Source organism: uncultured Tateyamaria sp., from assembly GCF_947496075.1.
In the GTDB taxonomy this organism is placed as follows: Bacteria; Pseudomonadota; Alphaproteobacteria; order Rhodobacterales; family Rhodobacteraceae; genus Tateyamaria.
In genome coordinates, this window is sequence record NZ_CANMBJ010000002.1 from 574,489 (window position 1) to 597,890 (window position 23,402).

19 protein-coding genes are annotated in these 23,402 nt (G+C 60.3%); 12 read left to right on the top strand and 7 right to left on the bottom strand.

What is annotated here, in order from left to right:
- Positions 1-105 precede the first annotated feature (105 nt).
- The 4 genes from Q1A51_RS06740 to Q1A51_RS06755 all read left to right on the top strand — a co-directional run bounded on the left by Q1A51_RS06740 (position 106) and on the right by Q1A51_RS06755 (position 4,487).
- Positions 106-936: a 3-keto-5-aminohexanoate cleavage protein gene (locus Q1A51_RS06740; RefSeq protein ID WP_299598410.1), complete on the top strand. Its 831-nt coding sequence runs from the start codon at positions 106-108 to the stop codon at positions 934-936.
- An 86-nt stretch (positions 937-1,022) separates the two neighbouring features.
- On the top strand, positions 1,023-2,258 hold the full coding sequence (locus Q1A51_RS06745) for an acyl-CoA dehydrogenase family protein (protein WP_299598407.1): 1,236 nt from the start codon (positions 1,023-1,025) through the stop codon (positions 2,256-2,258).
- A gap of 88 nt (positions 2,259-2,346) precedes the next feature.
- Positions 2,347-3,990, top strand: coding sequence for a hypothetical protein (locus tag Q1A51_RS06750; protein ID WP_299598404.1), 1,644 nt, complete (start codon positions 2,347-2,349; stop codon positions 3,988-3,990).
- A gap of 2 nt (positions 3,991-3,992) precedes the next feature.
- Entirely contained in the window at positions 3,993-4,487 is a 495-nt protein-coding gene (locus Q1A51_RS06755) for a hypothetical protein (protein WP_299207500.1), read from the top strand.
- Here Q1A51_RS06755 and truA read toward each other — a convergent pair.
- On the bottom strand, positions 4,484-5,251 hold the full coding sequence (gene truA, locus Q1A51_RS06760; protein ID WP_299598399.1) for a tRNA pseudouridine(38-40) synthase TruA: 768 nt from the start codon (positions 5,249-5,251) through the stop codon (positions 4,484-4,486). The genes Q1A51_RS06755 and truA overlap by 4 nt on opposite strands.
- 176 nt (positions 5,252-5,427) lie before the next feature.
- Between truA and Q1A51_RS06765 the strand changes: the two genes are divergently transcribed.
- The 5 genes from Q1A51_RS06765 (at position 5,428) to Q1A51_RS06785 (ending at position 12,751) form a co-directional block, all read left to right on the top strand.
- The gene (locus Q1A51_RS06765; RefSeq protein WP_299598395.1) at positions 5,428-6,840 is read left to right on the top strand and encodes a YcjX family protein; all 1,413 of its coding nucleotides are present in this window, start codon (positions 5,428-5,430) and stop codon (positions 6,838-6,840) included.
- Positions 6,837-7,283 (top strand): GNAT family N-acetyltransferase, encoded by a 447-nt coding sequence (locus tag Q1A51_RS06770; RefSeq protein ID WP_299598392.1) that lies wholly within the window; start codon positions 6,837-6,839, stop codon positions 7,281-7,283. The genes Q1A51_RS06765 and Q1A51_RS06770 overlap by 4 nt, the downstream gene beginning before the upstream one ends.
- Positions 7,283-8,296, top strand: a complete 1,014-nt coding sequence (locus tag Q1A51_RS06775; protein ID WP_299598388.1) for a YcjF family protein — start codon at positions 7,283-7,285, stop codon at positions 8,294-8,296. Before Q1A51_RS06770 ends, Q1A51_RS06775 begins: the two co-directional genes overlap by 1 nt.
- A gap of 2 nt (positions 8,297-8,298) precedes the next feature.
- Complete coding sequence (locus Q1A51_RS06780) at positions 8,299-9,918, top strand: FAD-dependent oxidoreductase (RefSeq protein WP_299598385.1); 1,620 nt, start codon at positions 8,299-8,301, stop codon at positions 9,916-9,918.
- A gap of 124 nt (positions 9,919-10,042) precedes the next feature.
- Positions 10,043-12,751 (top strand): DUF2339 domain-containing protein, encoded by a 2,709-nt coding sequence (locus tag Q1A51_RS06785; protein ID WP_299671213.1) that lies wholly within the window; start codon positions 10,043-10,045, stop codon positions 12,749-12,751.
- Here the strand turns inward: Q1A51_RS06785 and Q1A51_RS06790 are convergent.
- The gene (locus Q1A51_RS06790; RefSeq protein WP_299598379.1) at positions 12,748-13,923 is read right to left on the bottom strand and encodes an NAD(P)/FAD-dependent oxidoreductase; all 1,176 of its coding nucleotides are present in this window, start codon (positions 13,921-13,923) and stop codon (positions 12,748-12,750) included. The genes Q1A51_RS06785 and Q1A51_RS06790 overlap by 4 nt on opposite strands.
- Before the next feature lie 253 nt (positions 13,924-14,176).
- Between Q1A51_RS06790 and ileS the strand changes: the two genes are divergently transcribed.
- Complete coding sequence (gene ileS, locus Q1A51_RS06795; RefSeq protein ID WP_299598375.1) at positions 14,177-17,131, top strand: isoleucine--tRNA ligase; 2,955 nt, start codon at positions 14,177-14,179, stop codon at positions 17,129-17,131.
- 149 nt (positions 17,132-17,280) lie between these two features.
- Here ileS and Q1A51_RS06800 read toward each other — a convergent pair whose 3' ends face one another.
- Both Q1A51_RS06800 and rsgA read right to left on the bottom strand, forming a co-directional pair.
- Positions 17,281-18,042: a VOC family protein gene (locus Q1A51_RS06800; protein WP_299598372.1), complete on the bottom strand. Its 762-nt coding sequence runs from the start codon at positions 18,040-18,042 to the stop codon at positions 17,281-17,283.
- Positions 18,043-18,046: 4 nt separating this feature from the next.
- On the bottom strand, positions 18,047-19,129 hold the full coding sequence (gene rsgA, locus Q1A51_RS06805; RefSeq protein WP_299598369.1) for a ribosome small subunit-dependent GTPase A: 1,083 nt from the start codon (positions 19,127-19,129) through the stop codon (positions 18,047-18,049).
- 599 nt (positions 19,130-19,728) lie between these two features.
- On the opposite strand from rsgA, the gene Q1A51_RS06810 reads away from it, so the two are divergent.
- Complete coding sequence (locus Q1A51_RS06810; RefSeq protein WP_189368907.1) at positions 19,729-19,938, top strand: DUF1127 domain-containing protein; 210 nt, start codon at positions 19,729-19,731, stop codon at positions 19,936-19,938.
- 98 nt (positions 19,939-20,036) lie between these two features.
- Here Q1A51_RS06810 and Q1A51_RS06815 read toward each other — a convergent pair whose 3' ends face one another.
- The 3 genes from Q1A51_RS06815 to Q1A51_RS06825 form a co-directional block, all read right to left on the bottom strand.
- Positions 20,037-20,384, bottom strand: coding sequence for a hypothetical protein (locus tag Q1A51_RS06815; protein ID WP_299598365.1), 348 nt, complete (start codon positions 20,382-20,384; stop codon positions 20,037-20,039).
- Between the two features lie 110 nt (positions 20,385-20,494).
- Positions 20,495-21,406 carry a 50S ribosomal protein L11 methyltransferase gene (locus Q1A51_RS06820; RefSeq protein ID WP_299599665.1) on the bottom strand — a complete coding sequence of 304 codons (912 nt, stop codon included), beginning with the start codon at positions 21,404-21,406 and terminating at the stop codon, positions 20,495-20,497.
- Between the two features lie 15 nt (positions 21,407-21,421).
- On the bottom strand, positions 21,422-22,654 hold the full coding sequence (locus Q1A51_RS06825) for an MFS transporter (protein ID WP_299598362.1): 1,233 nt from the start codon (positions 22,652-22,654) through the stop codon (positions 21,422-21,424).
- A gap of 100 nt (positions 22,655-22,754) precedes the next feature.
- Here Q1A51_RS06825 and Q1A51_RS06830 point away from each other — a divergent pair, with 100 nt between their 5' ends.
- On the top strand, positions 22,755-23,276 hold the full coding sequence (locus Q1A51_RS06830; protein ID WP_299598359.1) for an AAA family ATPase: 522 nt from the start codon (positions 22,755-22,757) through the stop codon (positions 23,274-23,276).
- The last annotated feature ends 126 nt before the right edge of the window (positions 23,277-23,402 follow it).

Consider the following 23,402-nt stretch of genomic DNA (forward strand, 5'->3'; position numbering starts at 1 on the left):
GCCAGAGTGGGCCACACTTGGCACACAGTTTCAGTGCGCGCACGCACTGGACGTTTCGCCGGGTTTCAGGGACGATGTTGCGAAGCATTCCGAACGAGGCGCCTCATGTCCGACCCCTGCATTATCTGTGTCGCTATCACGGGCTCGGTCCCCCAGAAATCGGACAACCCGGCAGTGCCGATCACGGTGCCGGAACAGGTCGAAAGCACCCATGCCGCGTTTGAGGCGGGGGCGAGCATCTGTCACGCGCATGTGCGGAATGACGATGGCTCCACAACATCCGATCCCGACAAGTTCGCGCTTTTGAAAGAGGGCGTGGAAAAGCACTGTCCCGGTATGATCGTACAATTGTCGACCGGGGGGCGGTCTGGTGCGGGACAGGTGCGTGGCGGAATGCTGCCGCTGCGCCCGGACATGGCATCGCTGTCTGTGGGGTCGAACAATTTTCCGACGCGGGTTTACGAGAACCCGCCGGACCTTGTCGATTGGCTGGCGGCCGAGATGATCACCTATGATGTAAAGCCCGAGATCGAGGCGTTTGATCTGAGCCATATTCTCAAGGCGGCAGAGATGCATGCCAAGGGTCAGATCAAGGATACGCCTTACGTCCAGTTCGTGATGGGGGTTAAGAATGCGATGCCTGCAGATCGGCATGTCTTTGATTTTTATGTGCAAACCGTTCAGCGCCTGTTTCCGGACGCGCCGTGGTGTGCGGCGGGGATCGGGGCGAACCAGATCGTGTTGAATGAATGGGCCGTTGCCGCGGGTGGACATGCGCGCACGGGACTTGAGGACAATGTGCGTCTCGACAAGCAGACCCTCGCGCCCTCGAATGCGGCGTTGGTCGACCGGTTGGTTGATGTTTGCGCCAAGCATGACCGCCCCGTCGCGACCCCAACGCAGGCCCGTGCGATCCTTGGTTTGCGGGCCGCGTGATCAAATTGCCCTAGCGTCACGTCCATGATCCGGTGGACACGGTCCGGTTGATCCGCCACCCTGCCAGTCATCAGGAGGAGATCATCATGGATATGTCATTCACGCTACGCCCCGAGAACCGTGACCTCCTGGACAGGGTGGCCGCCATGATCCGGGATGAGATCATGCCGCTCGAAGAAGAATACGCAGCCGAAGTCGCCAAGGGGGATCGGTGGCAATACACCGACCGGCAGACTGAGATCCTGGAAGGGTTGAAAGCCAAGGCCAAGGCCGCAGGGCTTTGGAATTTCTGGCTGACCGACAGCGACAAGGGGTTTGGGCTTTCGACCGTCGAATACGCCCACTTCGCCGAGGAGATGGGCAAGACACCGCTTGGCGCCGAGGTCTTCAACTGCTCCGCCCCCGACACCGGCAACATGGAGGTGTTCGAGCGCTACGGCACCGACAAGATGAAATCCGACTGGTTGGCGCCCCTGCTGGAAGGGAAAATCCGCTCGGCTTACTTAATGACGGAACCCGATGTGGCTTCGTCCGATGCCACCAACATCTCGATGTCCTGCGTGCGTGATGGCGACGATTACGTGCTGAACGGCGAAAAGTATTGGGCCTCCGGTGCGGGGGACCCGCGCTGCAAGGTCTATATCGTCATGGTGAAAACCGGCGGTGATGACCTGCCCAAGCACAAGCGCCAGTCCATGATCGTTGTCCCCGCGGGGACAGAAGGGATCGAGGTGCTGCGCCCCATGATGGTTTACGGCCATGACGATGCACCGCACGGGCATATGCATATCAGGTTCACGAATGTGCGCGTGCCTGCCGAAAACATCCTTCTCGGTGAAGGGCGGGGGTTCGAGATTGCACAAGGCCGCCTTGGGCCGGGTCGCATCCACCACTGCATGCGTGCCATCGGTCAGGCCGAAGGAGCACTTGAGCTGATGTGCAGACGGTCGCTGTCCAAGGAGGCGTTCGGCAAGCCACTGGCCCAGCTGGGTGCCAACTACGACATCATTGCCGAGTGCCGGATGGAGATCGAAATGGCCCGGCTTCTGTGCCTCAAGGCCGCGTGGATGATGGACCAGGGCGATGCGCGTGCCGCCGCCCCATGGATCAGCCAGATCAAGGTGATTGCGCCGCGTGTCTCGCTTAAGGTCATCGATGAAGCGGTGCAGATGCATGGCGGGCAGGGGATCAGTCAGGACACACCGCTGGCCATTGCATGGACGCACCAACGCACGTTGCGTCTGGCTGATGGGCCGGATGCTGTGCACCGCCGTCAGGTGGCCCGGGCCGAGCTGAAGAAATACACGCAACAGGCGATGTGATTGTCAGAGCCATGCCGCGGCCTGCATGAACGGGCCGAATTGCGCAAAATGACTTGCCACAAGGCCGACTCTTGGCCCTATTGAAGGCATGAAAGATCATGTCCCACATACAGAGCCGTTGCGCCCACCTGAAACGGTGATGCGCCTTGCGCGCATGGGACAAATGATGCCCACAAGGCTCAGCTTTTTGCGCGTGCTAGTCCGGCGGTTGTGCACAGAGCGCGCTGCTGTTCGGCGCATTCATTGGAATGTGTCGGATGAAGGCCATGGTCAGGCCGCCTATGCCGTTGATTTGGGTGGTAGCACCTATTCGTTGGTCGCAATCTCGAACGACCTGCCTGCAGACCAACGCAGTGATCGGGTGATCGCAACGGCATGGGATGCCGCCTTTGTCCTCTTTGACGGGATCGCTTCATCGGATGACATCGCGCGCATTGCCATACAGGCCCCAAAGCAAGAGGCGGGACGTTTCAGCCCGCGTGACCTTGTACTCAGCCGGGCCAACAAATCTGTCCGCATGTGGGACTCAACGGTTGCAGCCCTGCGGGCAGGGGAACAACCCGACCCCCAGATGATTTGTGACATCGGCTACCTGATGCGCACGACGGCGGTTTATGGCAATGGCAAGTTCGGCATTGCAGATCGCACGTTGGTTGCGGATCGCCCCGGGCTTGAGGGCCCATTTGCCGCCGAAATGCTGACCGTCTACCTGATCCGGCACTTCACGCTTGATCTGGTGCAGCATGTGGGCGGCGGAACGCTTGATCCGAACCTTGCGCGGCACATCGGTATCGGCAATGCGACCGGGCTGGGCATGGCACCTTTCCTGGTTAACCACCCGGTCCTGCTGCACAATTGGATGCAAGCGCGTGAAACGGCTCTGGCCCGCGTGTTGGCGCGCGAGACGATGACCGAAGCGCAGGCCACGCGGCTGAGAATGCTCGCGATGCGGGCGCAGCACCATCTGGCGGATTGGATTGTCCCGGCCGAGGATCACAATCGCATTCTGCGGCAGCTGGAAGAGGATTGGGCATTGTTTGCCCATCATTTTGATGCGGTGCATGCAGAGCGATCCTTTGCCGCGCTTTGGAACGCAGCGGCAGGTGAAAGTGACACGCTACAAGAACTTCTAGCCGCGCTATTGATCGAAGTCTGCCCGGAAGATGTGGATGACCTGGCGCAAGATATGGGGGATAGGTTCGGGCCTCTGATCGTGCCTTTTGCGGATACTGAAGCACTCAAGTCTGCCATCGAAGCCAAATGGGGCTGGGCGCTTGCCCATGACTATGAGGACGCCGACCAATGCCGGCGGTTTTGGTACGTGAGCGAGGCCAAGCTGGAACCGCGACTGGGCGACCGTTTTGCCGAACCCGGAGCCGAGTTGGAAACGCCTTTGGATATCGCGCGCCGTGTTGCACAGCTTTATGCCGATCTTCCAACTGCCGCGCTGCCGGTGTCGGAATTCACGGCACAACATCCTGATCACGCCCATGCCATCAATCGGGTCGCCCTTCTAAACCGCTACTCTTACGCAGAAATCCACGATAATCTGATTGCTGCGACCTGTCGCCCCATTGATATGCTGCGTTGCAAGCTCAGTTTCTTTGGTGCGACAAAGTTCGATCCCAAGTCCGACCTGTGGACCCGCATCACGCTGGCACAGGGCGCACCCCTTGGGGATGAACTACGTCCCGAGATGGATGATTGGTGGCTTCCGGCGATGGAGCGATGAACATGTCATGGACCGAAGTACAGACGCTGGGGGTCAAAGCCGCCAGCGGAGCAGGGGTGCCGCCCGCCCAGGCGCTGGCCTTTGGCGCAATGCTGGCCCGCCATATCGCTGATGAAGGTCCGCAGGGCGCTGTCGCTGCGGCTTTGTCCAAGCCCGAGAAAATCGTTGCCTTGGCACACCGGGTTGAAACGATCGTCGAAGCGGCGTCAGTGACGGCCAGACCCGTCGACGCAATGGAAGAGGATGCCGGAACCCGCGCCATGCTGGTCAGCTGGCTGGCTGCTTTGCCCTGCAAGGCTGAACTGGATATCGCGGGGCCAAAGGTGCGGATCAGTCTTTCGCTGTCCGAACCCAGTGCACGGACGCGCCCGGAACGGCTTCACCTCGATCCATCTCTTTCGAAGCAGTTGGATGTTCTGGCCGCCAAGACGTATGTGCCTGACAGTGATGCGTCGCGATCTGGCGGTGCGGGTGCCGGGCTGATGGAACTGGACTAGGCGAACGGATCGTCCGGATAGCCGACCCCGGCCAGATACAGCCCATCCGGCGGGCAGACCGGTCCACACGCGGCGCGGTCACATGCCTCAAGTGCATCCTTGACGTCATCGGGACGCCACGCTCCGGCCCCCACACGCTCCAACGTGCCAACAAAGCTGCGCACCTGGTTGTGGAGAAAGGATCGCGCCCGCACATCAAAATGAACCTCGGGCCCATGTACGCCGTCCACCTTGGTGACATCCAACCGATCCAGCGTTTTCAGCGGGCTGTCTGCCTGACAAATGGACGAGCGGAAGGTGGTAAAGTCATGCCGCCCGACCAGGTGGTCCGCTCCGGCCTGCATGGCATCTGCGTCCAAACGGTTGTTGACACGCCAGACCAGCCCCCGCAGATGCGTTGCAGGCGCGCGGCGCATCAGGATGCGGAACAGGTAGCGGCGTTCAACGGCAGAAAAGCGTGCGTGCCAATCATCCGCCACAAGGGCGCAGGCGACAATCGCAACCGGGTGCGGTTTCAAATGGTGGTTCAGCGCTTCGGACAGGCGAAACGGTTCCCAGTCCTTTTCCATGTCGCAATGTGCGACCTGCGCCAGCCCATGGACGCCCGCATCGGTACGCCCGGCAGCGGCAATGGTGTGATCCCGGGGTTCCAGCCGAGCCAGCGCGCTTTCAATCGCGCCCTGCACAGACGGTTGATCCGCCTGTCGCTGCCACCCGGCAAAAGGACCACCATGATATTCGACTTTGAGGGCATAGCGCGGCATGAAAGCCCACCTAACTCCAAACACAGTCTCCTGCAACGGCGCGCATCTGGTCCTGCCTTCCCTGTTTCCAAAAAATCCCCGCCGGAGGCTCCCGAACTCACACCCCTAGCGACACTGAACTGGTGCAGGACCGTGCAACACCTTACATAGGCTCCAAGACATGAAGGGGGCCGCACGTGGTTCTGACGACAATTGCCGATGGCGTGCTAGATGTGGCCCAGGGCATTTACGATACTGGGGCGAACCTGTTTGGTGACACGACCATCCGGCTGGGGGTGACCGGGCTAGCACGCTCAGGCAAGACGGTATTCATCACGTCGCTCGTTGCGAACCTGTTGGATCAGGGGCGGATGCCGCACTTGCTGGCCGCCAGCGAAGGACGGATCGCCGCCGCCTATCTGCAACCGCAACCCGACGACACGGTGCCGCGCTTCGATTACGAGGCGCACATGGGCGCGCTGACCGGCAATCCGCCCAGCTGGCCCGATAGTACGCGTGCTGTCAGCGAGTTGCGGGTGTCGCTGAGGGTCAAGCCAAACGGTTTGCTGGCGGGGTTGCAGGGCCCCCGGACCGTGCATCTCGATATCATCGACTACCCGGGCGAATGGCTTCTGGATCTTGGGCTTCTGGATCAAAGCTATGACGAATGGTCCGCGTCCGTGTTGTCTCGCCTTGAAAAACGCGACAGCGCCGCCGACTTTCGCGCGGTTCTTGCCCCTGTGGATGGCGGGGGCAAACTGGACGAGGTGCAGGCCAAAACACTTGCCGCCGCCTTCACAGAATACCTGCACGCGGCCCGCGCCGCAGGGTACTACGATTGCACGCCCGGTCGCTTCTTGCTGCCTGGCGATCTGGCCGGGTCTCCGGTCCTGACCTTTGCGCCGCTGCCGCCCGGGGATGCGCCCCGGCGGTCCTTGCGGCGTGAAATGGCACGGCGCTTTGAGGCGTACAAGTCGCAGGTGGTGCGCCCATTCTTCCGTGATCACTTTGCTCGCATCGACCGCCAGGTCGTGCTGGTGGATGCGCTTGGTGCCATCCACAACGGACCAGCTGCGGTCGAAGACATGCGGGCCGCCATGTCCGAAATCCTGGCTGCCTTCCGCCCCGGCAGAAATGCGTTCCTGAGCCAACTGTTTCGGGGCAAACGGGTGGAGAAAATCCTGTTTGCCGCGACCAAGGCCGATCATTTGCATCACAGCCAACACGCCCGCCTGACGGCCATCATGGAGGCGTTGACCCGCGAGGCGCGCGACCGTGCGCGCTTTGCCGGGGCAGACACGCAGGCATTGGCACTTGCTGCGCTGCGTGCCACGACGGAAGAGACCGTGCAACATGATGGCAGCCCTCTCGACGTTGTGCGGGGTACCTTGCTCGAAAACGGAAAACAGGCAGCCTTCTACCCCGGTGCGTTGCCGGATGACCCGGCGCATATCCTTTCGCCGGCAGCGAATGGGGCGCAGGATTGGCTGGATGGTGATTACAAGGTGATGCGGTTTGCCCCGGCGCCTCTGACTTTGCGCCCGGGCGATGGCCCGCCGCACATCCGGCTCGACCGCGCCGCACAGTTCCTGTTCGGGGACAGGCTGTGAGTGTGTTGCTCAGGGCGGCCCAGCCAACGGATGCAGGCGCGGTTGGGGCGATCCTGTCGGGCTTCATCGATGGTACAGATTGGATGCCACGCATTCATACGCGGGCCGAGGACCTTTCTTTTGCCGGACATATGATCGAACAGGGTTGGGTCACAGTGGCTGAAGGCGGTGGGCAGGTCCACGCCTTTTCGGCGCGCAACGGGGCCGATGTGCATGCACTGTATGTTGATGTGAGTGCACAAGGGCAGGGCATTGGTGCTGATCTACTGGCGCGGATGCAAGCCGACGCGGATCATCTGACGCTCTGGACCTTTCAGGCCAACACGGGTGCGCAACGGTTTTATCTGCGGCACGGCTTTGCCGAGACGGAACGCACCGACGGCGCACGCAACGACGAAGGTTTGCCCGACATTCGCTACGACTGGCACAAAAGGAATACGTGATGGCCAAAGGTCCGGTACTGATCGAGATCGATGAGGAGCCTGTTCCGAAAGTGGCAGAGGCGCCACCTGTGCCCGACCCCATCCCCGTCGCCACTCCGCGGGGCGAGGCGATGCAAATGGCCGCCCGTGTCGCAGCGCGCAAACCTTCGCGGCTTGGTCGTTTGTTCTGGGGGTTGGCGGGCGCAGTGCTGACGGCGGTTCTGAGCGCCGCGGCTTGGGAGTTCGTGACGGGTTGGATTGCCCGCGCGCCAATTGTGGGCTGGGCCTTTACCGGGCTGTTGGGGGCCTTTGTCCTAACCCTACTTATCATCTGCTTGCGGGAGCTGGCGGCACTTCGGCGGCTTGCACGGCTGGACGGTTTGCGCCACGCGGCCGCGCAGGCAACCGAACAGAACGATCTTGCCGCCGCCCGCGTGGTGGTCGACCGGCTTGATGGGCTGTATCGCGCGCGGCCGGATACGGAATGGGGACGCGCGCGTCTGGCCGAGTTGCGTGGCGACCAGATGGATGCGACCGGGTTGCTCAAATTGGCCGAAGACACGCTTGTGGCCCCGTTGGACAAGGCTGCTGAGCGGGAAGTTGAAGCTGCTGCACGTCAGGTTGCCACGGTCACAGCCTTGGTGCCGTTGGCACTCGCCGACGTGGTCGCGGCGCTGACCGCCAACCTGCGCATGATCCGGCGCATTGCCGAGATTTACGGCGGGCGCGGGGGGGTGTTGGGCAGTTGGCGCCTGACCCGTGCCGTGATGGCGCATCTGGTTGCAACGGGGGCCGTTGCTGTGGGCGATGATATGCTGGAACCCGTTTTAGGTGGTTCAATTTTAGGCAAATTGTCCCGCCGATTTGGCGAAGGCCTGGTAAACGGCGCTTTGACAGCCCGTGTCGGTGTGGCCGCCATGGAAGTGTGCCGGCCACTGACCTATCTCCCCGGTGACAGGCCCAAGGCACGCCGCCTCGTGAAACAGGCGCTTGGTGGTCTATTTCAGAGCCAGAGAGACAAAGGAAACGACTGACAATGGAAACTTTTGCCCCCGACCTTGCCACAATGGTGCGCACACCACTGACCGATGAGCATGTGGATGCGCTGCGCCGTGTTGGAACCGTGATGGAGGTCAAGGCGGGCGAATACTTCCAACGGGCAGGTGAGCGTATCGACACTTTCCACTATCTTTTGTCTGGAGAAACGGAGGCGGTAAATTCGTCCAGTGGCAAACGGTATGGGAATGCAACGCTTGGTCCCGGTCAGTTCTTTGGCGAACTGGCGTTTCTGAACGGCGGTCATGCTTTCATGGGCGCGCGCGCGGTGCAAGACACGCAGTTGCTCTGTGTTCCGCGCGACGAGATGCTGAAACTCATGTCGGACGTTCCCGAGATGTCGGACATCGTCATTACTGTCTTTGCCGCGCGGCGCCGCCGCATGCTGGACATGTCCGAAGGCGGGCTGACCTTGATCGGTGGCGAGGTGAACCGCGATGTGCGACGCATTGCCAGCTTCGCCTCGCGCAATCGCATTCCGTTTGTTGAGGTCGAGATTGACAGCACCGAGGGTAACGATCTTGCCAACACATGCAGTATAAATCGCGCCCATCCGGCGGTGGTTTTTGCCAAGCATCAGGTGATTGATCCGCCCACACCCCGTGGGGTCGCCGCCACACTGGGCCTTGATATGTCGCTGCGCAAGGAAGACGTCTATGACGTGGCCATTGTGGGCGGTGGGCCCGCTGGCGTGGCGGCCGGGGTCTATGCCGGGGCCGAAGGGCTGTGCGCCGTCGTGCTGGAAGACCTCGCAATCGGGGGTCAGGCAGGCACCTCGTCGCGGATCGAGAATTACATGGGCTTTCCCACCGGCATCTCGGGCGGTGACCTTGTGGGCCGGGGCGAGGTGCAGGCGATGAAGTTCGGCACACGCTTTGCCGTGCCCGTCCGTGCGACCGAGCTGATGCAGTGTGAAAAGCATCTGTTCCACATCAAGTTAGACAATGACGACTGGGTATCGGCCAAGTCGCTCGTTGTGGCGACGGGTGTGCAATACCGCCGTCTCCCGCTTGAGCGGCTTGAAGAGATGGAAGGCAATGGCGTCTACTACGCGGCCACCGATGTGGAAGCACGCTATTGCAAGGACGCCGAAGTGGCCGTGATCGGTGGCGGCAATTCAGCGGGTCAGGCCGCCATGTTCCTGGCGCGGACGGCCAAGCACGTTCATGTGCTTGTGCGTGGTGAAACCCTGTCATCCTCAATGTCGGATTACCTCCTGCAACGTTTGGAAAGCCACCCGAGGATCACCATCCACTTGTGCACCGAGGTCAAGGAGTTGCATGGCAATGATCGGCTGGATTCCATCACCATCCATGACCGGCGCGGTGGTCAAAGCTGGCAATTGAACACCAAGGCGCTGTTTATCATGGTCGGGGCCGCGCCCAACACCAATTGGCTGTCTGATCTGGTCGAGTTGGACGACAGAGGTTTTGTCAAAACCGGATCGGATGTGGGCGCTGTCACCGGTTATGAAACTTCGCGCCCTGGCATTTTCGCGGTCGGCGATGTGCGTGCAGGCTCTGTCAAGCGGGTGGCGAGCGCCGTGGGTGAAGGATCTGTGGTGATGTCTGCTGTTTGGGCCCATATCGCGGACGACTGACGCAACAGCGTTCCATGGTGATGCAAGGCCGACCTGCAAAGGTCTGGAAAACCTTGCCTTTTGTGTCGGGCGACTGTGGTCTATCCTCATGCCAAAATGGGTGTGAGGGATGGATATGGAAGGGATGCTTGTCCTCGGAGGGTTGATAATCCTCGCGATTCCAATTGCGGTTATCTATCTCTTGGTCGCCGTCAGCGGCCTGCGCAGCCGGATCGTTGATCTTGAGAGTGCGCTGGCAGGTCGGTCACCCGAAGCTCCAATCCCGGCCAGAGCGGGCACGGCACAGACCGGGCCATCGCCTTGGGAGGCACCCGAGAAGGGCGCTGACCAGTCCGACGTGGACACCGCCGAGACCACTGAGCCCGAACCGAAATCAGCGGAACCAGCCGCCGCGCGGGTTGTCGCAGAACGGAAGGCCCAGATGGCCTCTAAACCTGTGGAACCTGCAGGGCCGACGCCTCTGCAACTGTTCGGATCGTGGCTGATCGCCAACTGGTTCTACGCCGTATCTGCGGTTTCGCTGGCGTTGGCGGGGCTGTTTCTGGTGCAATACGGGATTGAAAACGACCTGTTCCCGCCAACCGCCCGCGTGCTTGCGGCCCTTGCGTTCGGCGGGGCGTTGATCGCCGGGGGCGAGGTGATCCGCCGACGGTTCGGGGACAGCCCGGATGTTGCCACGGCCTATATTCCATCAGTGTTCTCCGGGGCGGGGCTTGTGTCCCTGTTCGGCGGCATTGCCGCCGCGCGGTTGCTTTATGAACTGATCGGGGTCGAGGTTGCATTTGCGGGTATGGCCGCGGTTGGGCTTCTGGGTGTTGGACTGGGCTGGCTGAACGGTCCGCTTTTGGCAGCGGTTGGTGTAATCGGTGCGTTCACGGCCCCGCTTCTGGTGGGCAGCACCGTGCCTGCGACCCCCTGGCTCTACGTTTACTTTTGTGTCACTGCTGCGGTCGGGCTTGGGATTGATACGATCCGGCGCTGGGCTTGGGTATCGGTGCTGAGTGTCGGCCTTGGCTTTGCAATGGGGTGGCTGACCGTTTTGAGCGGTGACGAGTCCATGGTGCTGGGTTTTCAGGCCTATGTCGCGATCCTCGCCGTGTTGGCGATCCTGGTCCCGGCGCGGTCGTTCCGGCCCGATCACGGCGGCACCCTTGTTTCGGCATTCCTGCTGGACCCCAAAGGTGACCGCCCAGAGTTCCCAACATTGCTTGCGCTTGCAGCCGTGCTTGTCACATCCGGCTCTGTGGGTTGGAGCGCGAGCGCGGGTACCGAACCATTCTGGATGGCTGTCGTCATCCTCACGATCTTTGCGATCGCGATTGTCTACTGGACGTTGTCTGCACCTGCGCTGCAGGAGTTGGTGCTGCTTCCGGTTGCGGCAGTCATTGCCGTGATCGCGATTGAAGGGATCGAATTGGGGCCAGTCATCACCGCGTTCCTAGCCACTTATGACACGAACCCAGAGGCTGATTTCCCGCTCGCGGTCTCGCTTCTGTGGGGTGTTGGAATGGTGCTGAGTGCGGTTGCAGCGCAAAGAGCCATGCGCCCGGGCCTGTCCCTCGCCTGGGGGATGGGAGGTGCGTTGGTCGCGCCGGTTCTTGCGGTTGTACTGGAACTGACATGGAGGCCCGCCGAGACAATTGGGGCATATGCCTGGGCCCTTCATGCCATTGTTATGGCGGCCATGATGGTAAGCTTTGCCTTGCGCTTTGCCCGTGCTGACGCACCGGATCGCACACGGACCTCCATATTTGTGTTGTCCGCGCTGGCTTCGATCACCTTCGCTATTGTCTTGATCCTGTCGCTGGCCGCGCTGACCGTTGCGCTGGCAGTGACTGTGCTGGTCGCCGCCTGGCTGGATCGGCAGTTCAAATTGCCACTCATGCAAGTTTTCATCGCAATTGGCGTTGCGGCGGTCGGTGCGCGGTTGGTCGGCGATCCGGGGCTGTTCTGGGCGCTGGACGCCCCGCTTTGGGAAATGGTGTTGGCCTATGCCGGTTCACTGGCTGCCTTTGTCGCGGCCATGGTGTTTTTGCGCGGGATGGAACGAAAAACCGCAACCCTCATCCTGGACACGGCGGCATGGTCGACCGGAGGGATGCTGGTGTCATTGCTGCTCATCCGCTTCCTCGATGATGTGCTGCCCGGCCACAACACCGACACCCATTGGGCGTTGGGTCTGTTTGCAGTGATCTGGTTGGGCCTGATGCTGGTGCAGCTTCTGCGCGTCGAAGGTTTGGGCGGGGTGTTGGCGTTGGTTCGCGGTGGGTTGGCGCTTGTGTTTGGTGTGATCGGCTTTGGTGCATTGGCGCTTGGCTTGACCGTTTTGTCGCCACTTCTGAATACATGGGGTGATGATGTGGCGGGGCCACCGGTATTGAACACGTTGATCCCGGCCTACCTGCTTCCCGCACTTGTGCTGGCCTTTGGCGCGTGGCGCTTGCGGCATCGGGTGTTGCGCTGGGGGCTTGGAACCGTGGCGGTCGGTGTCGCCGTGTATTGGGCCTTTGCGACCGTGCGCCATCTTTGGCAGGGCGCGCAGGGGATGGATTTGGACAAAGGCTTCCTGCAGCCGGAACTTTACAGCTACACGGTTGCGATCTTGCTGACGGGCGCCGTGCTGTTCTATCAATCGCTTGCCCGTAATGCGACGGCCCTGCGTCGCGCGGGTTTGGCCGTGATTGGACTGGCGGTGGCCAAGGTGTTCCTGATCGACATTTCCGGGCTTGAGGGGCTGACCCGCGTGTTGTCCCTTGTGGTTCTGGGCCTGTCGCTGTCCGGGCTCGCGTGGCTCAATCGTTGGGCACAGGGCAAATCCGAACCAGCGGATTAGCGCAGCGGATCACCCTTTGAGAATGCAGGCAGCAACGTGCCGCACACCAGGTGGGACAGGATGCGCGGTACTGGCGGGATCATCGACACCGGAAACAACACTCGGTCACGCAAGACCGGCAACCACCGGCTGTCGGATTGGTATTGCGGGGTGAAGGCCCAACTCATCGTCTGGTAAGCGCGCACATGCCAGCGCCGCGCCTTGGCATAGACGGGCAGGGCGGCTTCCGGCCCGTGCGCCTCAATGGCTTGGGCGAGTGCATAGGCGTCGAGCAACGCCATGTTTGCGCCTTGGCCCAGTTGCGGGCTGGCGCGATGCGCCGCATCCCCGATATGCACCACGCCACGCCCATAAGGCACCCTGAGTGTGCCATGCGCGTACCGCGCCATGGTGAACTGATCGGGATCAGTGATCTGATCGGCAAAGGCAGCAAAAGCTGGCCAAAGCCCGGACGCCTGTTCTTTCCATGCATCCAGACCCGTGGCACGCCATGCGGCGTATCCGTCGCTGGGCAAGGACCAGAAGATGGCAGCCATCGGTCCGGTCGCATCGGGTGGTGTGCCAATGGGCAGCACACCAACCATGTTGCTGGCCTTGCGATAGGTTTGGCGCAACTGATCCATTGGTAGATCGGTACCATCCGCCCATGGCACGTTTGCGCACAATGCGCCGTAGGGCAGCTGGGTCGAGCGTATCGGCGTCAGGGGCGAACGTGCACCAAGCGCATCAATAACCAGATCGAAACCTGCGGCATTCTCCCGACCCTCAAGCTCCAGACATCCGCCGCCTGCACCCGTTACCTTGGCGTTCAGGTGCATCGTGGTACCTGCGGCAGCGGCCCCTTCCCACAGCGCCGAAAACAGAGCATTGCGATGAAGGGCCAGCCCCACATCTTTGCCATTGCGCCGATCATACCAGACATCCAGCACGCGCCGCCCATTTTCGGCCTCATGACCCAGCATCCGGCTCACCCGGTTGCCGGTCGCCATGACCCGGTCGAGCACGCCGCAAGCCTCCAGAACGGTTTGTCCGACAGGTTGAATGACCAGCCCTGATCCCACAGGCTCGGGTGCAATAAACTGGTCGAACACGGACACCTCGGCGCCGCGCTGACGCAGCAGGATTGCCGTAGCCAGGCCTCCGATGCCCGCCCCTGCAATTGCGATCTTCATTTCCGGTTCCGTTTTGACGCCTGTTTGCGTCACCCTAGGGATTTGCGCTTTGCAGGAAATGAGGCATCTTGGCCCACTGGACGCTTCCGCAGACCCCGCCTATAAGGCCGCTATGATGCGGAAGATCATCATTCAGCGAATTATATCCCCGGCGCTCTGACCAACCATTGAGACGCCGGGTAAAGGTGCTTGAGGCCACTCGCACCGCACCTCTCCGCTTTGCACGATATACGACCGATAAAGGACGCCACCCATGTGCGCCGACACGCCTGAATACAAACACACCCTTAACCTGCCCAAGACCGACTTTCCGATGCGTGCGGGTCTGCCCAAGCGCGAGCCCGGATGGCTGGAGCGGTGGGCGCGGATCGGTGTCTATGACCGTCTGCGGGAGAAGGAGGGACGGGAACCGTTCACCCTGCACGATGGTCCGCCCTATGCGAACGGCCACCTGCATATCGGCCACGCCCTGAACAAGACGATCAAGGACATGATCGTGCGGTCTCACCAGATGATGGGCCGCGACGCACGCTACATCCCCGGCTGGGACTGCCACGGCCTGCCCATCGAGTGGAAGATCGAGGAACAGTACCGCAAGAAGGGCCGCGACAAGGACGAGGTGCCGATCAACGAATTCCGCGCCGAGTGCCGCGATTTCGCCGCCGGTTGGGTCGACATCCAGCGCGAAGAGTTCAAGCGGCTGGGCATCACCGGCAACTGGGACGAACCCTATCTGACCATGGATTTCCATGCCGAGCGGGTGATTGCCGAGGAGTTCATGAAGTTCCTGATGAACGGAACGCTTTATCAGGGATCGAAGCCCGTTATGTGGTCGCCTGTCGAACAAACGGCCCTAGCCGAGGCAGAAGTCGAGTACCACGACAAAGACAGCTTCACGATCTGGGTGAAGTTCAAGGTGGTGGCGGGACAAGACCTGCCAGCGGTCACGCTGGACGACACCAAGGGTCACGTCGCACCTTTGGGCGATCTGGAAGGTGCGCATGTCGTGATCTGGACCACGACTCCTTGGACCATGCCATCGAACAAGGCGGTCGTTTATGGTCCCGACATCTCTTACGGCCTGTACGAAGTCACGGGTCGGCCCGAGGAATGCTGGGCAAACATCGGTGATCGCTACATCCTTGCCGACAACCTCGCGTCGGATGTGCTGGGTCGCGCGCGGCTTGATGAGACCATGTATCGCCGCCTGCGCGATGTCACGGCCGACGAGATGAGCCAAGTGCGCCTGACCCACCCATTAAAGGGCGCCGAGGATGCAAATGGCGAATGGGACGACATCCGCGACTTCCGGGCTGCCGACTTCGTTACTGACACGGAAGGCACCGGATTTGTACATTGCGCGCCGTCCCACGGGATGGATGAGTACGAACTCTATCGTGAACTGGGCATGCTCGAACAGGTCATCACCTACAACGTGAACCCCGATGGGCGGTTCCGGGACGACCTGCCGTTCTTTGGCGGCAAGGCGATCCTGAAACCCAACGGTAAAGAGGGTAACGCCAACGCCGCCGTCATCGACAAGCTGGCCGAAGTGGGCGGGCTGCTGGCGCGTGGGAAGATCAAGCACAGCTACCCGCATTCCTGGCGTTCGAAAGCGCCGGTGATCTACCGCAACACGCCGCAATGGTTCGCGGCCATCGACAAGCCTGTGGGCGACGGGCAGGACACGCACGGGACCACGATCCGTGAACGCGCGCTGACCGAGATCGACAATGTGAACTGGACGCCCCGTTCGGGCCGCAACCGTCTGCACTCCATGATGGAGGCGCGCCCGGATTGGGTGCTGTCGCGTCAACGGGCATGGGGCGTACCGCTCACCTGCTTCACCAAGAAGGGCGCGCTGCCGACGGATGAAGACTTCCTGCTGCGCAACCCGCAAGTCAACCGCCGCATCACGTCGGCATTCGAAGCGGAAGGGGCCGACGCCTGGTACGACGAAGATGCCAAGCAGCGTTTCCTCGAAGGCGTCGTGAACCCCGACGACTACGAGCAGGTGACAGATATCCTTGATGTGTGGTTTGATTCAGGGTCCACCCACGCCTTTGTCCTGCGTGATCGCAAGGACGGCACAGAGGACGGCGTGGCCGATGTCTATATGGAAGGCACCGACCAACACCGTGGCTGGTTCCACTCGTCCCTGCTGCAATCGGTTGGCACCACGGGCCATGCGCCTTACCGCAACGTGGTCACACACGGCATGACGCTGGACGAGAAGGGCTTCAAGATGTCGAAGTCCATCGGCAACACGATCGTGCCGGACGAGGTGGTCAAACAGTACGGCGCCGACATCCTGCGGCTTTGGGTGGCGCAGACCGACTACACCGCCGACCAGCGGATCGGGCCGGAGATCCTGAAAGGTGTGGCCGACAGCTACCGCCGCCTGCGCAACACGATGCGGTTCATGCTGGGCTCGCTCTCGGACTTTACCGAAGCGGACCGGACCGACGCCGCCGATATGCCGGAACTCGAACGCTGGGTGCTGCACCGCTTGGCCGAACTGGACCAGACGGTGCGCGAGGGCTACGCGGCCTTCGACTTCCAGCGCGTTTTCTCCGCCGTCTTCACCTTTGCCACCGTGGACCTGTCGGCCTTCTACTTCGACATCCGCAAGGATGCGCTGTACTGCGACGGTGATACGGCCGAACGGCGTGCGGCGCGCACGGTGCTTGATCTGCTCTATCACCGGCTGACAACATGGCTGGCCCCAATCCTCGTGTTCACGATGGAGGAGGTCTGGCTGGAGCGTTATCCCGGCGATGATAGCTCGGTCCACCTGACCGATATCCCGGAAACGCCGACCGCATGGCGCGACGATGCGCTGGCCGTGAAATGGACGGGCGTGCGCAGCGCGCGGCGTGTGGTGACGGCGGCTCTGGAAATCCAGCGCACGGACAAAGTCATCGGCGCATCGCTCGAAGCTGCCCCGGTTGTCTATGTCGAGGATGCGAATCTCGCGGCGTCTCTGACCGCGTTGCCCTTTGCAGATATCTGCATCACGTCGCAGATCAACGTGATAACGGATCCCGCGCCGTCAGACGCATTCCGTTTGCCCGAAGTGCCCGACGTGGCGGTGGTCTTTGCCAAGGCAGACGGCGCGAAATGCGCCCGTTGCTGGAAAGTGCTGCCCGACGTGGGCACGCATGGGCACGAAGGTGTCTGTGGGCGGTGCGAGGACGCTCTGGGATAGGCGAAAAGCGCTTTGCCTTGTGCGCGATGGATCTTCGCAGATCCACGTTGGACACCGACGACCTTTTGCGGACACAGGGAAAGGCCCCTGTGTCCGTACAACCTTGCGAAAGTCCTCGCAGATTTTGGCGGCTCGTGATGCTTGAGGTCCTATCCACCTGCCGACAGACAAAATAAAGCGCCGTCTGGGTCACGTATTAGATAGCGACACTCCCCCGTGCTTTCTAATACCGATTTTGAAAGCTGGCTGGCATCCAACGCCTCGGCCGCTTGCAGCGCAGTGGCCGTGTCGACCACGTTGATGCAAGGCACCCACGATGCCTGCACATCCGTCTGGGACAGTCCCGGCAGATGATGTGCAACAGCTTTGCCTGACAGACTAGAGATCACCGCGCCGCCCCTTTGCGGATCGCGCGGTTGGCTCACTGACCAACCAAAAACTTCCGAATAGAACTGCGTTGGGAACTCGGACGTGCCAGTTAGATAGATTTCGTTGCCGAACTGTCGCGCAGGTATCGGAAACGCATGTTGAGACTGTGAGATCCCGACCACGGCGCCCAACGGATCACGCACAAGCGCATTTCGTCCAACACCGGGAACGTCAAACGGGGCGCGGACAACTTCACCGCCAAGTGATTCCACGTACTTGCTGGCAGAATCCACATTCGGAACCTCTGCATAGGCAAGCCAGCCGCCTGACATTCCTTTGGGGGTTTCAATAAAGCCAGCCCCGGCTTCGTTTGCCAACATCGCCAAAACGAAGTCCACCTGACCGCCACCCCATGCAAAATCGGTGGCATGTTCGACGGCAAAGGACCACCCGGCGACACGTTCATAAAAAGTCATTGAACGTTGTCGGTCAGTCGAAAAGAGATCGTGCCAGACGATCTGACCAGACTTGTCTTGTGGCATCCGACTACCTCCTCTTGCTTATCTGCTTCGTGATCTCGCGCACCATCTTTCCGAATGCCTTGTCCTTGGCGCGGCGCTCGGACAGGGTGGCCGAATTGAATGCGTCTTCGGCCACGAGTTTGCGCCACCGTCCAAGCCGCGCGGCGTCGATCTCATTGTTTTCCATCGCTTGCAGCACAGCGCATCCGGGTTCCGTTTCGTGTTTGCAATCGTTGAATCGGCATTGGGTGGACAGATTGTTGATGTCCGAGAACACGTCCTGAATACCCGACGCGGCGTCGGTCAGTTGCAGCTCTCGCATGCCCGGGGTGTCCAGAACCAGACATCCATCTTGCGTCGCAAAAAGTTGCCGCCGTGTCGTCGTGTGCCGCCCCTTCGCATCATCTTCCCGAATGGATTGCGTTTCGATCGTTTCGGTTCCCAAAAGCGCATTGGTCAAGGTCGATTTGCCAACACCGGATGATCCCAGAAACGCGACAGTCGCCCCCGGTTTGCACCAGTCCGCCAGTTTGGATCGCGGCGCGTCGCCTCTCGCGTCCAGCGCGACAACTGCCACGTCAGGGGAAATTGCGCGCGCCGCGTCGATGTAGTGTTGATGATCGGACGTGAGATCGGATTTTGTGAGGAGGATGACCGGCGTGATCTGCGCCTCAAAGGCAAGCGCGATGTATCGTTCAAGCCTCGCGACATTGAAATCCTGATTGCAGGACGTGACAACAAAGGCCGTATCGACATTGGCCGCGATCAACTGTTCGCGCCGATCCGTGCCGGGCGCACGCCGCTTGATCAAGCTCTTGCGTCGCAAGACCCGACTGGATTTCGGATGATCGTGATCAAACATCAACCAGTCGCCGACGGTGATGCCTTCGGTGGGCGGTATGACCTCATCAAGGCCGTCCCCGACAACATGCAGCGCATTTCGATGGACTTCGACGACCCGAACAGGGGGGCTTTGCGTCAATTCGTCAACATCTGTTTGTTGGGCGAAAAAGTGTCGCCAGCCAAGCAAGGCGAGGGGGGACTGAGGCCGTTTTTCGGCTTTCAGGTCGGACGATGGGGGAAAAAACTGTGAATAGTCGCGTGTCATTGTGAAGGAGTTCCATGTCTCGATCATGCCGGGGCATGATTTTAAGCGGTAAGGGAAAAATGCGGGCAAACATCAACATCGGTCCGCCAGAGGTTGGCGAAACAAGATGGTCGCTGATTTTGCATTGGGAGGACTGCTGCCTCCCCGCCTTACCGGGACATAAACTCTCCAATTCGATGCCATAAATCTACGAGTTCGCAACGAGTTTTTCAACTGTCTGGATCGGCAATGAAGGATGGTCGCGGCGACAGGCACATTGATTTGCACATCTGCAACTACGCCGTGATTGGATGAAGCATCCCTCGGGATCGCAGATTGGATTTTCCACATACCAACTCGCGAAGCCGACTGTTCCAAGGAGCTGTGCAACTCCATCGGACGGCCTTTTTGCAGCCCGATTCCGTCGTCAGCTTCCCATGTTTGGCTGCAGTGTTATTTTATTGGAAATACTTTCAATGTGTTACGTCTAAATCTTCGACATGCAAAAAACGCAAACCACATATGACTTTTCACCGCTTGAACGGTGTTTTTTTCGCGCCTAAATGAGCAGCACAACGCTGACAAGATCAGCACAATCTATCGAAAAAAGGACTGCTGCAATGGCTGCTTTCGACACCACCCGCCCCGCATATGGCGCTGCACCTGTTGCAGGCCAATTCTCCGGCTTGTTTTCCAAATTGGTTGCCCAAGTGGCCGCCTGGAACCATGCCCGCTTGACCCGCAACGCCCTGAACGCCCTGACTGACCGTGAGCTTGAAGACATCGGTCTGGTCCGTGGCGACATCGATGACGTGGCAAACCGCCACTAAGACGTTCCAATCCTCCCCTTTGGACGCGCTCTGACAAGAGCGAAAGCCGCGGGCCTGAGAGCAGGCACCGCGGCTTTTCTTTTGGAGGGGCTTTTAATTCAGTCTACGAAGGGTTCAAGAAAGCCTGCAGCAAACTGTGTCACCGGGTCTATCTGCATCAAATGAGAGCTGAACTGTTCCAGATGACCGCCCTGCTGCAGCTTTGCAACGCGCTCGTTGTACGTGATGTCGCCCAAAGAGGCGAGCATCAGTCCCTTGAACACGAAGAACCCTGTCACAAGCGCGAGCAGCCCTCTGATCGGAAAACCGCGACCCAGACGGCGCTTGGGCTTGAGAACAATCAGCCCATCGCCCCGCAGTGTTGTCGTATACCCATTTCCCAAGGCCGCGTGTTTGCGGCCAAGTATGGTCAAGCGCTCTTCAAAGTTTTGGCGAGTTTCAACCATGGCAGCCTCGTACATCGAAATGGCCCCCACCGATTTCGGCGTAGACGGTGCGCCTCAATTGTGGCGAAATCTGGGCAAATGCGTCAAAAGCCGCTAAAAATTCTGACAAATCATGGCTTTTTGTGAAGGGTGAGGGTCGTCCACTCTCCAATCTCTTCCCTGTGCGCCAGACTGTTTCCGTGATCGATATAGTGCGCAGCGACCTCGTCAGCCTGTTCGTTGAGGATTCCGGACAGAATCGCATATCCACCTGTGGTGAGGCGGGCACTCAACTCTGGTGCCAATGCGATCAGCGGCCCTTTGAGGATATTGGCAAAGACCAGATCAAATGGACCAGAAAGGTCCGCGTGATCAAAGCCTGCCGCTTCGGCCAGTTTGACCTTGGCTTCCATCCCGTTGGCTTTCAGGTTGGCCCGCGCCACGTCGACGGCCTGTGCATCAATGTCGCTGGCAATGATGTCCGCATCCCAGATCGCTGCAGCGCCCATGGCGAGGACAGCGGTGCCACAGCCGATATCGGCCGCGCGTTCTGCCCGAAATCCGCCATCTGCCAACCGATCCAGCGCTTTCAGGCAGCCCAGCGTTGTGCCGTGGTGTCCGGTGCCAAAGGCCATCGCCGCCTCGATCAACAGGGCGTGCTTGCCTGCGGGCACCTGGTCGGCATCGTGCGAGCCATAGACGAAGAAGCGACCAGCCTCGACTGGCGCCAACTCGCGCTTCACATGGGCCACCCAATCGGTTTCCGGCAGTTCCGAAACTGTGAACGGCTTTGCGCCGAGGGCGGTGGTGAGCAGTAAAAGGGCGGTGTCATCCGGCTGGTCCTTGAAATAGGCACCCACTTCCCAAAGTCCGCTGCCATCTTCGACCTCGAACACACCGACGCCGGTTGGTTCCGGTGCCATGTTCTCAAGGGCCGCGCCAAGCGCGTCCGCCTGTGCCTTGCCTTCAAGCGTTGTGAGGGCGGTCCATGTGGTCATGTCAGTCTCCGTCTGTTGCCGGAGCCTTAGCGCCGACCATGGCAGGCGGCAAGTGGCGCGCTACTCTGCAGGGGCGGGCAGTTTGACGCCCAGTCGGGTTTCATGGCCAGGCACCGGGTGGCGCGGAATGAGCAGGGCGAGGCACAACGACGTTGCGGCCATGCCTGCAGCCAGCAGAAACACCGCCCCGGGCGACAATAGCCACAAAAGGCCCAATGGTACCGGCAGGCCCACGGCAGCGATATGGTTGATCGTAAAGGCCACGGCCGCCGTCGGCGCGATGTCTGCCGGGTCCGCGATCTTCTGGAAATAGGTTTTGAGCGCCAGCGCCAACCCAAAAAAGATGTGGTCCAGAACATAGAGGGCGGCAGCGATCATCAACCCCCACCCCATGAAGTAGACACCGCCGTAAGCCAGAAACACGCACACAAGCCCGGTATACTCAAACACCAGCGCCTTTTGCTCGCCAAAGCGTGCCACAATGCGCCCCAGAACCGGTGCAACCAGGATGTTGACCATCAGGTTGATAAGGTAGAGCGCTGTCAGCTCATGCACCTGGAAGCCGAATTTCTCGACCATCATGAAACCTGCAAAGACCATGAAGATCTGCCGCCGTGCGCCCGACATGAATTGCAGGGCGTAGTACAGCCAATATCGCTTGCGCAACACGAAGGTTTTCAGTTGCGGAGTAGGGGCTTCGAACTGGGGATAGGCCAGCATGGCAAAGACTGCGATGGCCGCCGTGATCCCGCCACCAACCATGTAGACAACGCTGTAGGTCAGCCCAAGAGGCTCCCACAGAACCATGATGACGAAGTAAACGAGGAACGTGGCCGTTGATCCGGCAGCGAGCAGCCAGCCTAACATCTGCGGGGCGCGATCCTTGGGCAGCCACTGCAATTGCAGCGACTGGTTCACCGTTTCGTAGTAATGGAAGCCAATCGAACTGATAAAGGTCAGTGCCAGAATACCACCCATTTGCGGGAACTGCGCCGTCAGGGCGGTGGCAACGCCCAGCATCACGAGTGACATCAGCCCAAGTACCTGTTCGCGCATGAACATGATGACGACGATGACACCGACGGCCAGAAAGCCCGGAATCTCCCGGATCGCATGCAACAGACCGATATCGGCCCCGTCAAAGTTGGCTGCATCCACAACAAAGTTGTTCAGCAGCGCCAGCCAGACAGAGAACCCGATGGGCATGGCAAAAGCCATCAGGAACAAAAGCGCAATGGGCCGACGCCAAGCGGGCAGACTGCTTGCGTCGTCAAGGGTAATGTGCTGGGCCATAACCTGCCATTACGCCTTTTGCACGGCCTTGGCGAGGGCATGGTATGTGCGCGGGAGCACATGTGTTTTTCATCCCCGCATCACAGGATATGTCGTAGGCATGGGGAAACGTAACTATCTGATCGAAGGTGTCTCGGGCAGCGGCAAAACGTCTGTGTGCCACGAACTGCGCAGGCGCGGATATCATGCGCTTGACGGCGACAGAGAGTTGATCCCTGACGAAACACGCTTACAACAGTCGTCGTTGGCCGAAGCCGGTCCCGAGGGCAGTGTCGAGCGCGCGGCATGGATACATGGCCAGCATGTATGGGATGTGGACAAGGTCAGATCTCAAGCGGCATCCAAAGGTTCTGAAATGTCATTTTTCTGCGGTGGCTCCCGGAACTACGCCGATGTCATCCATTTGTTTGATGCTGTCTTTGTGCTGGACGTGGATCAAGAAACCTTGCAACGACGGCTTGCGCTACGCGATCGCGACGCGTTCGGCGGGCGGACGGAGGAGCAAGAGTACATCCTGACACTGCACAAAACGAAACAGGACATCCCCGCGTTTGGTACCGTCATCGATGGCACCGCAGCGCTTGATGAGGTGGTGGATCAAATCCTTGAGCATTGCTTGTAAGCAATCTGCGCGGAAAGGTCCGGTGGGTTTTTTGCGCGCGCAACAGTGATCAGAACGGACTTGGCCGCAGCAACCCCAAGGTCTGCCTCATGCGCTGCATGATGTCCCAGTCGAGCACCCTTACGA

What these genes read in the sequence shown, in the direction of transcription:
- Q1A51_RS06740 (WP_299598410.1), top strand. Translation starts at nt 106, where the DNA reads ATGTCCGACCCCTGCATTATCTGTGTCGCTATCACGGGCTCGGTCCCC.
- Q1A51_RS06745 (WP_299598407.1), top strand. Translation starts at nt 1,023, where the DNA reads ATGGATATGTCATTCACGCTACGCCCCGAGAACCGTGACCTCCTGGAC.
- Q1A51_RS06750 (WP_299598404.1), top strand. Translation starts at nt 2,347, where the DNA reads ATGAAAGATCATGTCCCACATACAGAGCCGTTGCGCCCACCTGAAACG.
- Q1A51_RS06755 (WP_299207500.1), top strand. Translation starts at nt 3,993, where the DNA reads ATGTCATGGACCGAAGTACAGACGCTGGGGGTCAAAGCCGCCAGCGGA.
- truA (WP_299598399.1), bottom strand. Translation starts at nt 5,251, where the DNA reads ATGCCGCGCTATGCCCTCAAAGTCGAATATCATGGTGGTCCTTTTGCC.
- Q1A51_RS06775 (WP_299598388.1), top strand. Translation starts at nt 7,283, where the DNA reads ATGGCCAAAGGTCCGGTACTGATCGAGATCGATGAGGAGCCTGTTCCG.
- Q1A51_RS06780 (WP_299598385.1), top strand. Translation starts at nt 8,299, where the DNA reads ATGGAAACTTTTGCCCCCGACCTTGCCACAATGGTGCGCACACCACTG.
- Q1A51_RS06785 (WP_299671213.1), top strand. Translation starts at nt 10,043, where the DNA reads ATGCTTGTCCTCGGAGGGTTGATAATCCTCGCGATTCCAATTGCGGTT.
- Q1A51_RS06790 (WP_299598379.1), bottom strand. Translation starts at nt 13,923, where the DNA reads ATGAAGATCGCAATTGCAGGGGCGGGCATCGGAGGCCTGGCTACGGCA.
- ileS (WP_299598375.1), top strand. Translation starts at nt 14,177, where the DNA reads ATGTGCGCCGACACGCCTGAATACAAACACACCCTTAACCTGCCCAAG.
- Q1A51_RS06800 (WP_299598372.1), bottom strand. Translation starts at nt 18,042, where the DNA reads ATGCCACAAGACAAGTCTGGTCAGATCGTCTGGCACGATCTCTTTTCG.
- rsgA (WP_299598369.1), bottom strand. Translation starts at nt 19,129, where the DNA reads ATGACACGCGACTATTCACAGTTTTTTCCCCCATCGTCCGACCTGAAA.
- Q1A51_RS06810 (WP_189368907.1), top strand. Translation starts at nt 19,729, where the DNA reads ATGGCTGCTTTCGACACCACCCGCCCCGCATATGGCGCTGCACCTGTT.
- Q1A51_RS06815 (WP_299598365.1), bottom strand. Translation starts at nt 20,384, where the DNA reads ATGGTTGAAACTCGCCAAAACTTTGAAGAGCGCTTGACCATACTTGGC.
- Q1A51_RS06825 (WP_299598362.1), bottom strand. Translation starts at nt 22,654, where the DNA reads ATGGCCCAGCACATTACCCTTGACGACGCAAGCAGTCTGCCCGCTTGG.
- Q1A51_RS06830 (WP_299598359.1), top strand. Translation starts at nt 22,755, where the DNA reads ATGGGGAAACGTAACTATCTGATCGAAGGTGTCTCGGGCAGCGGCAAA.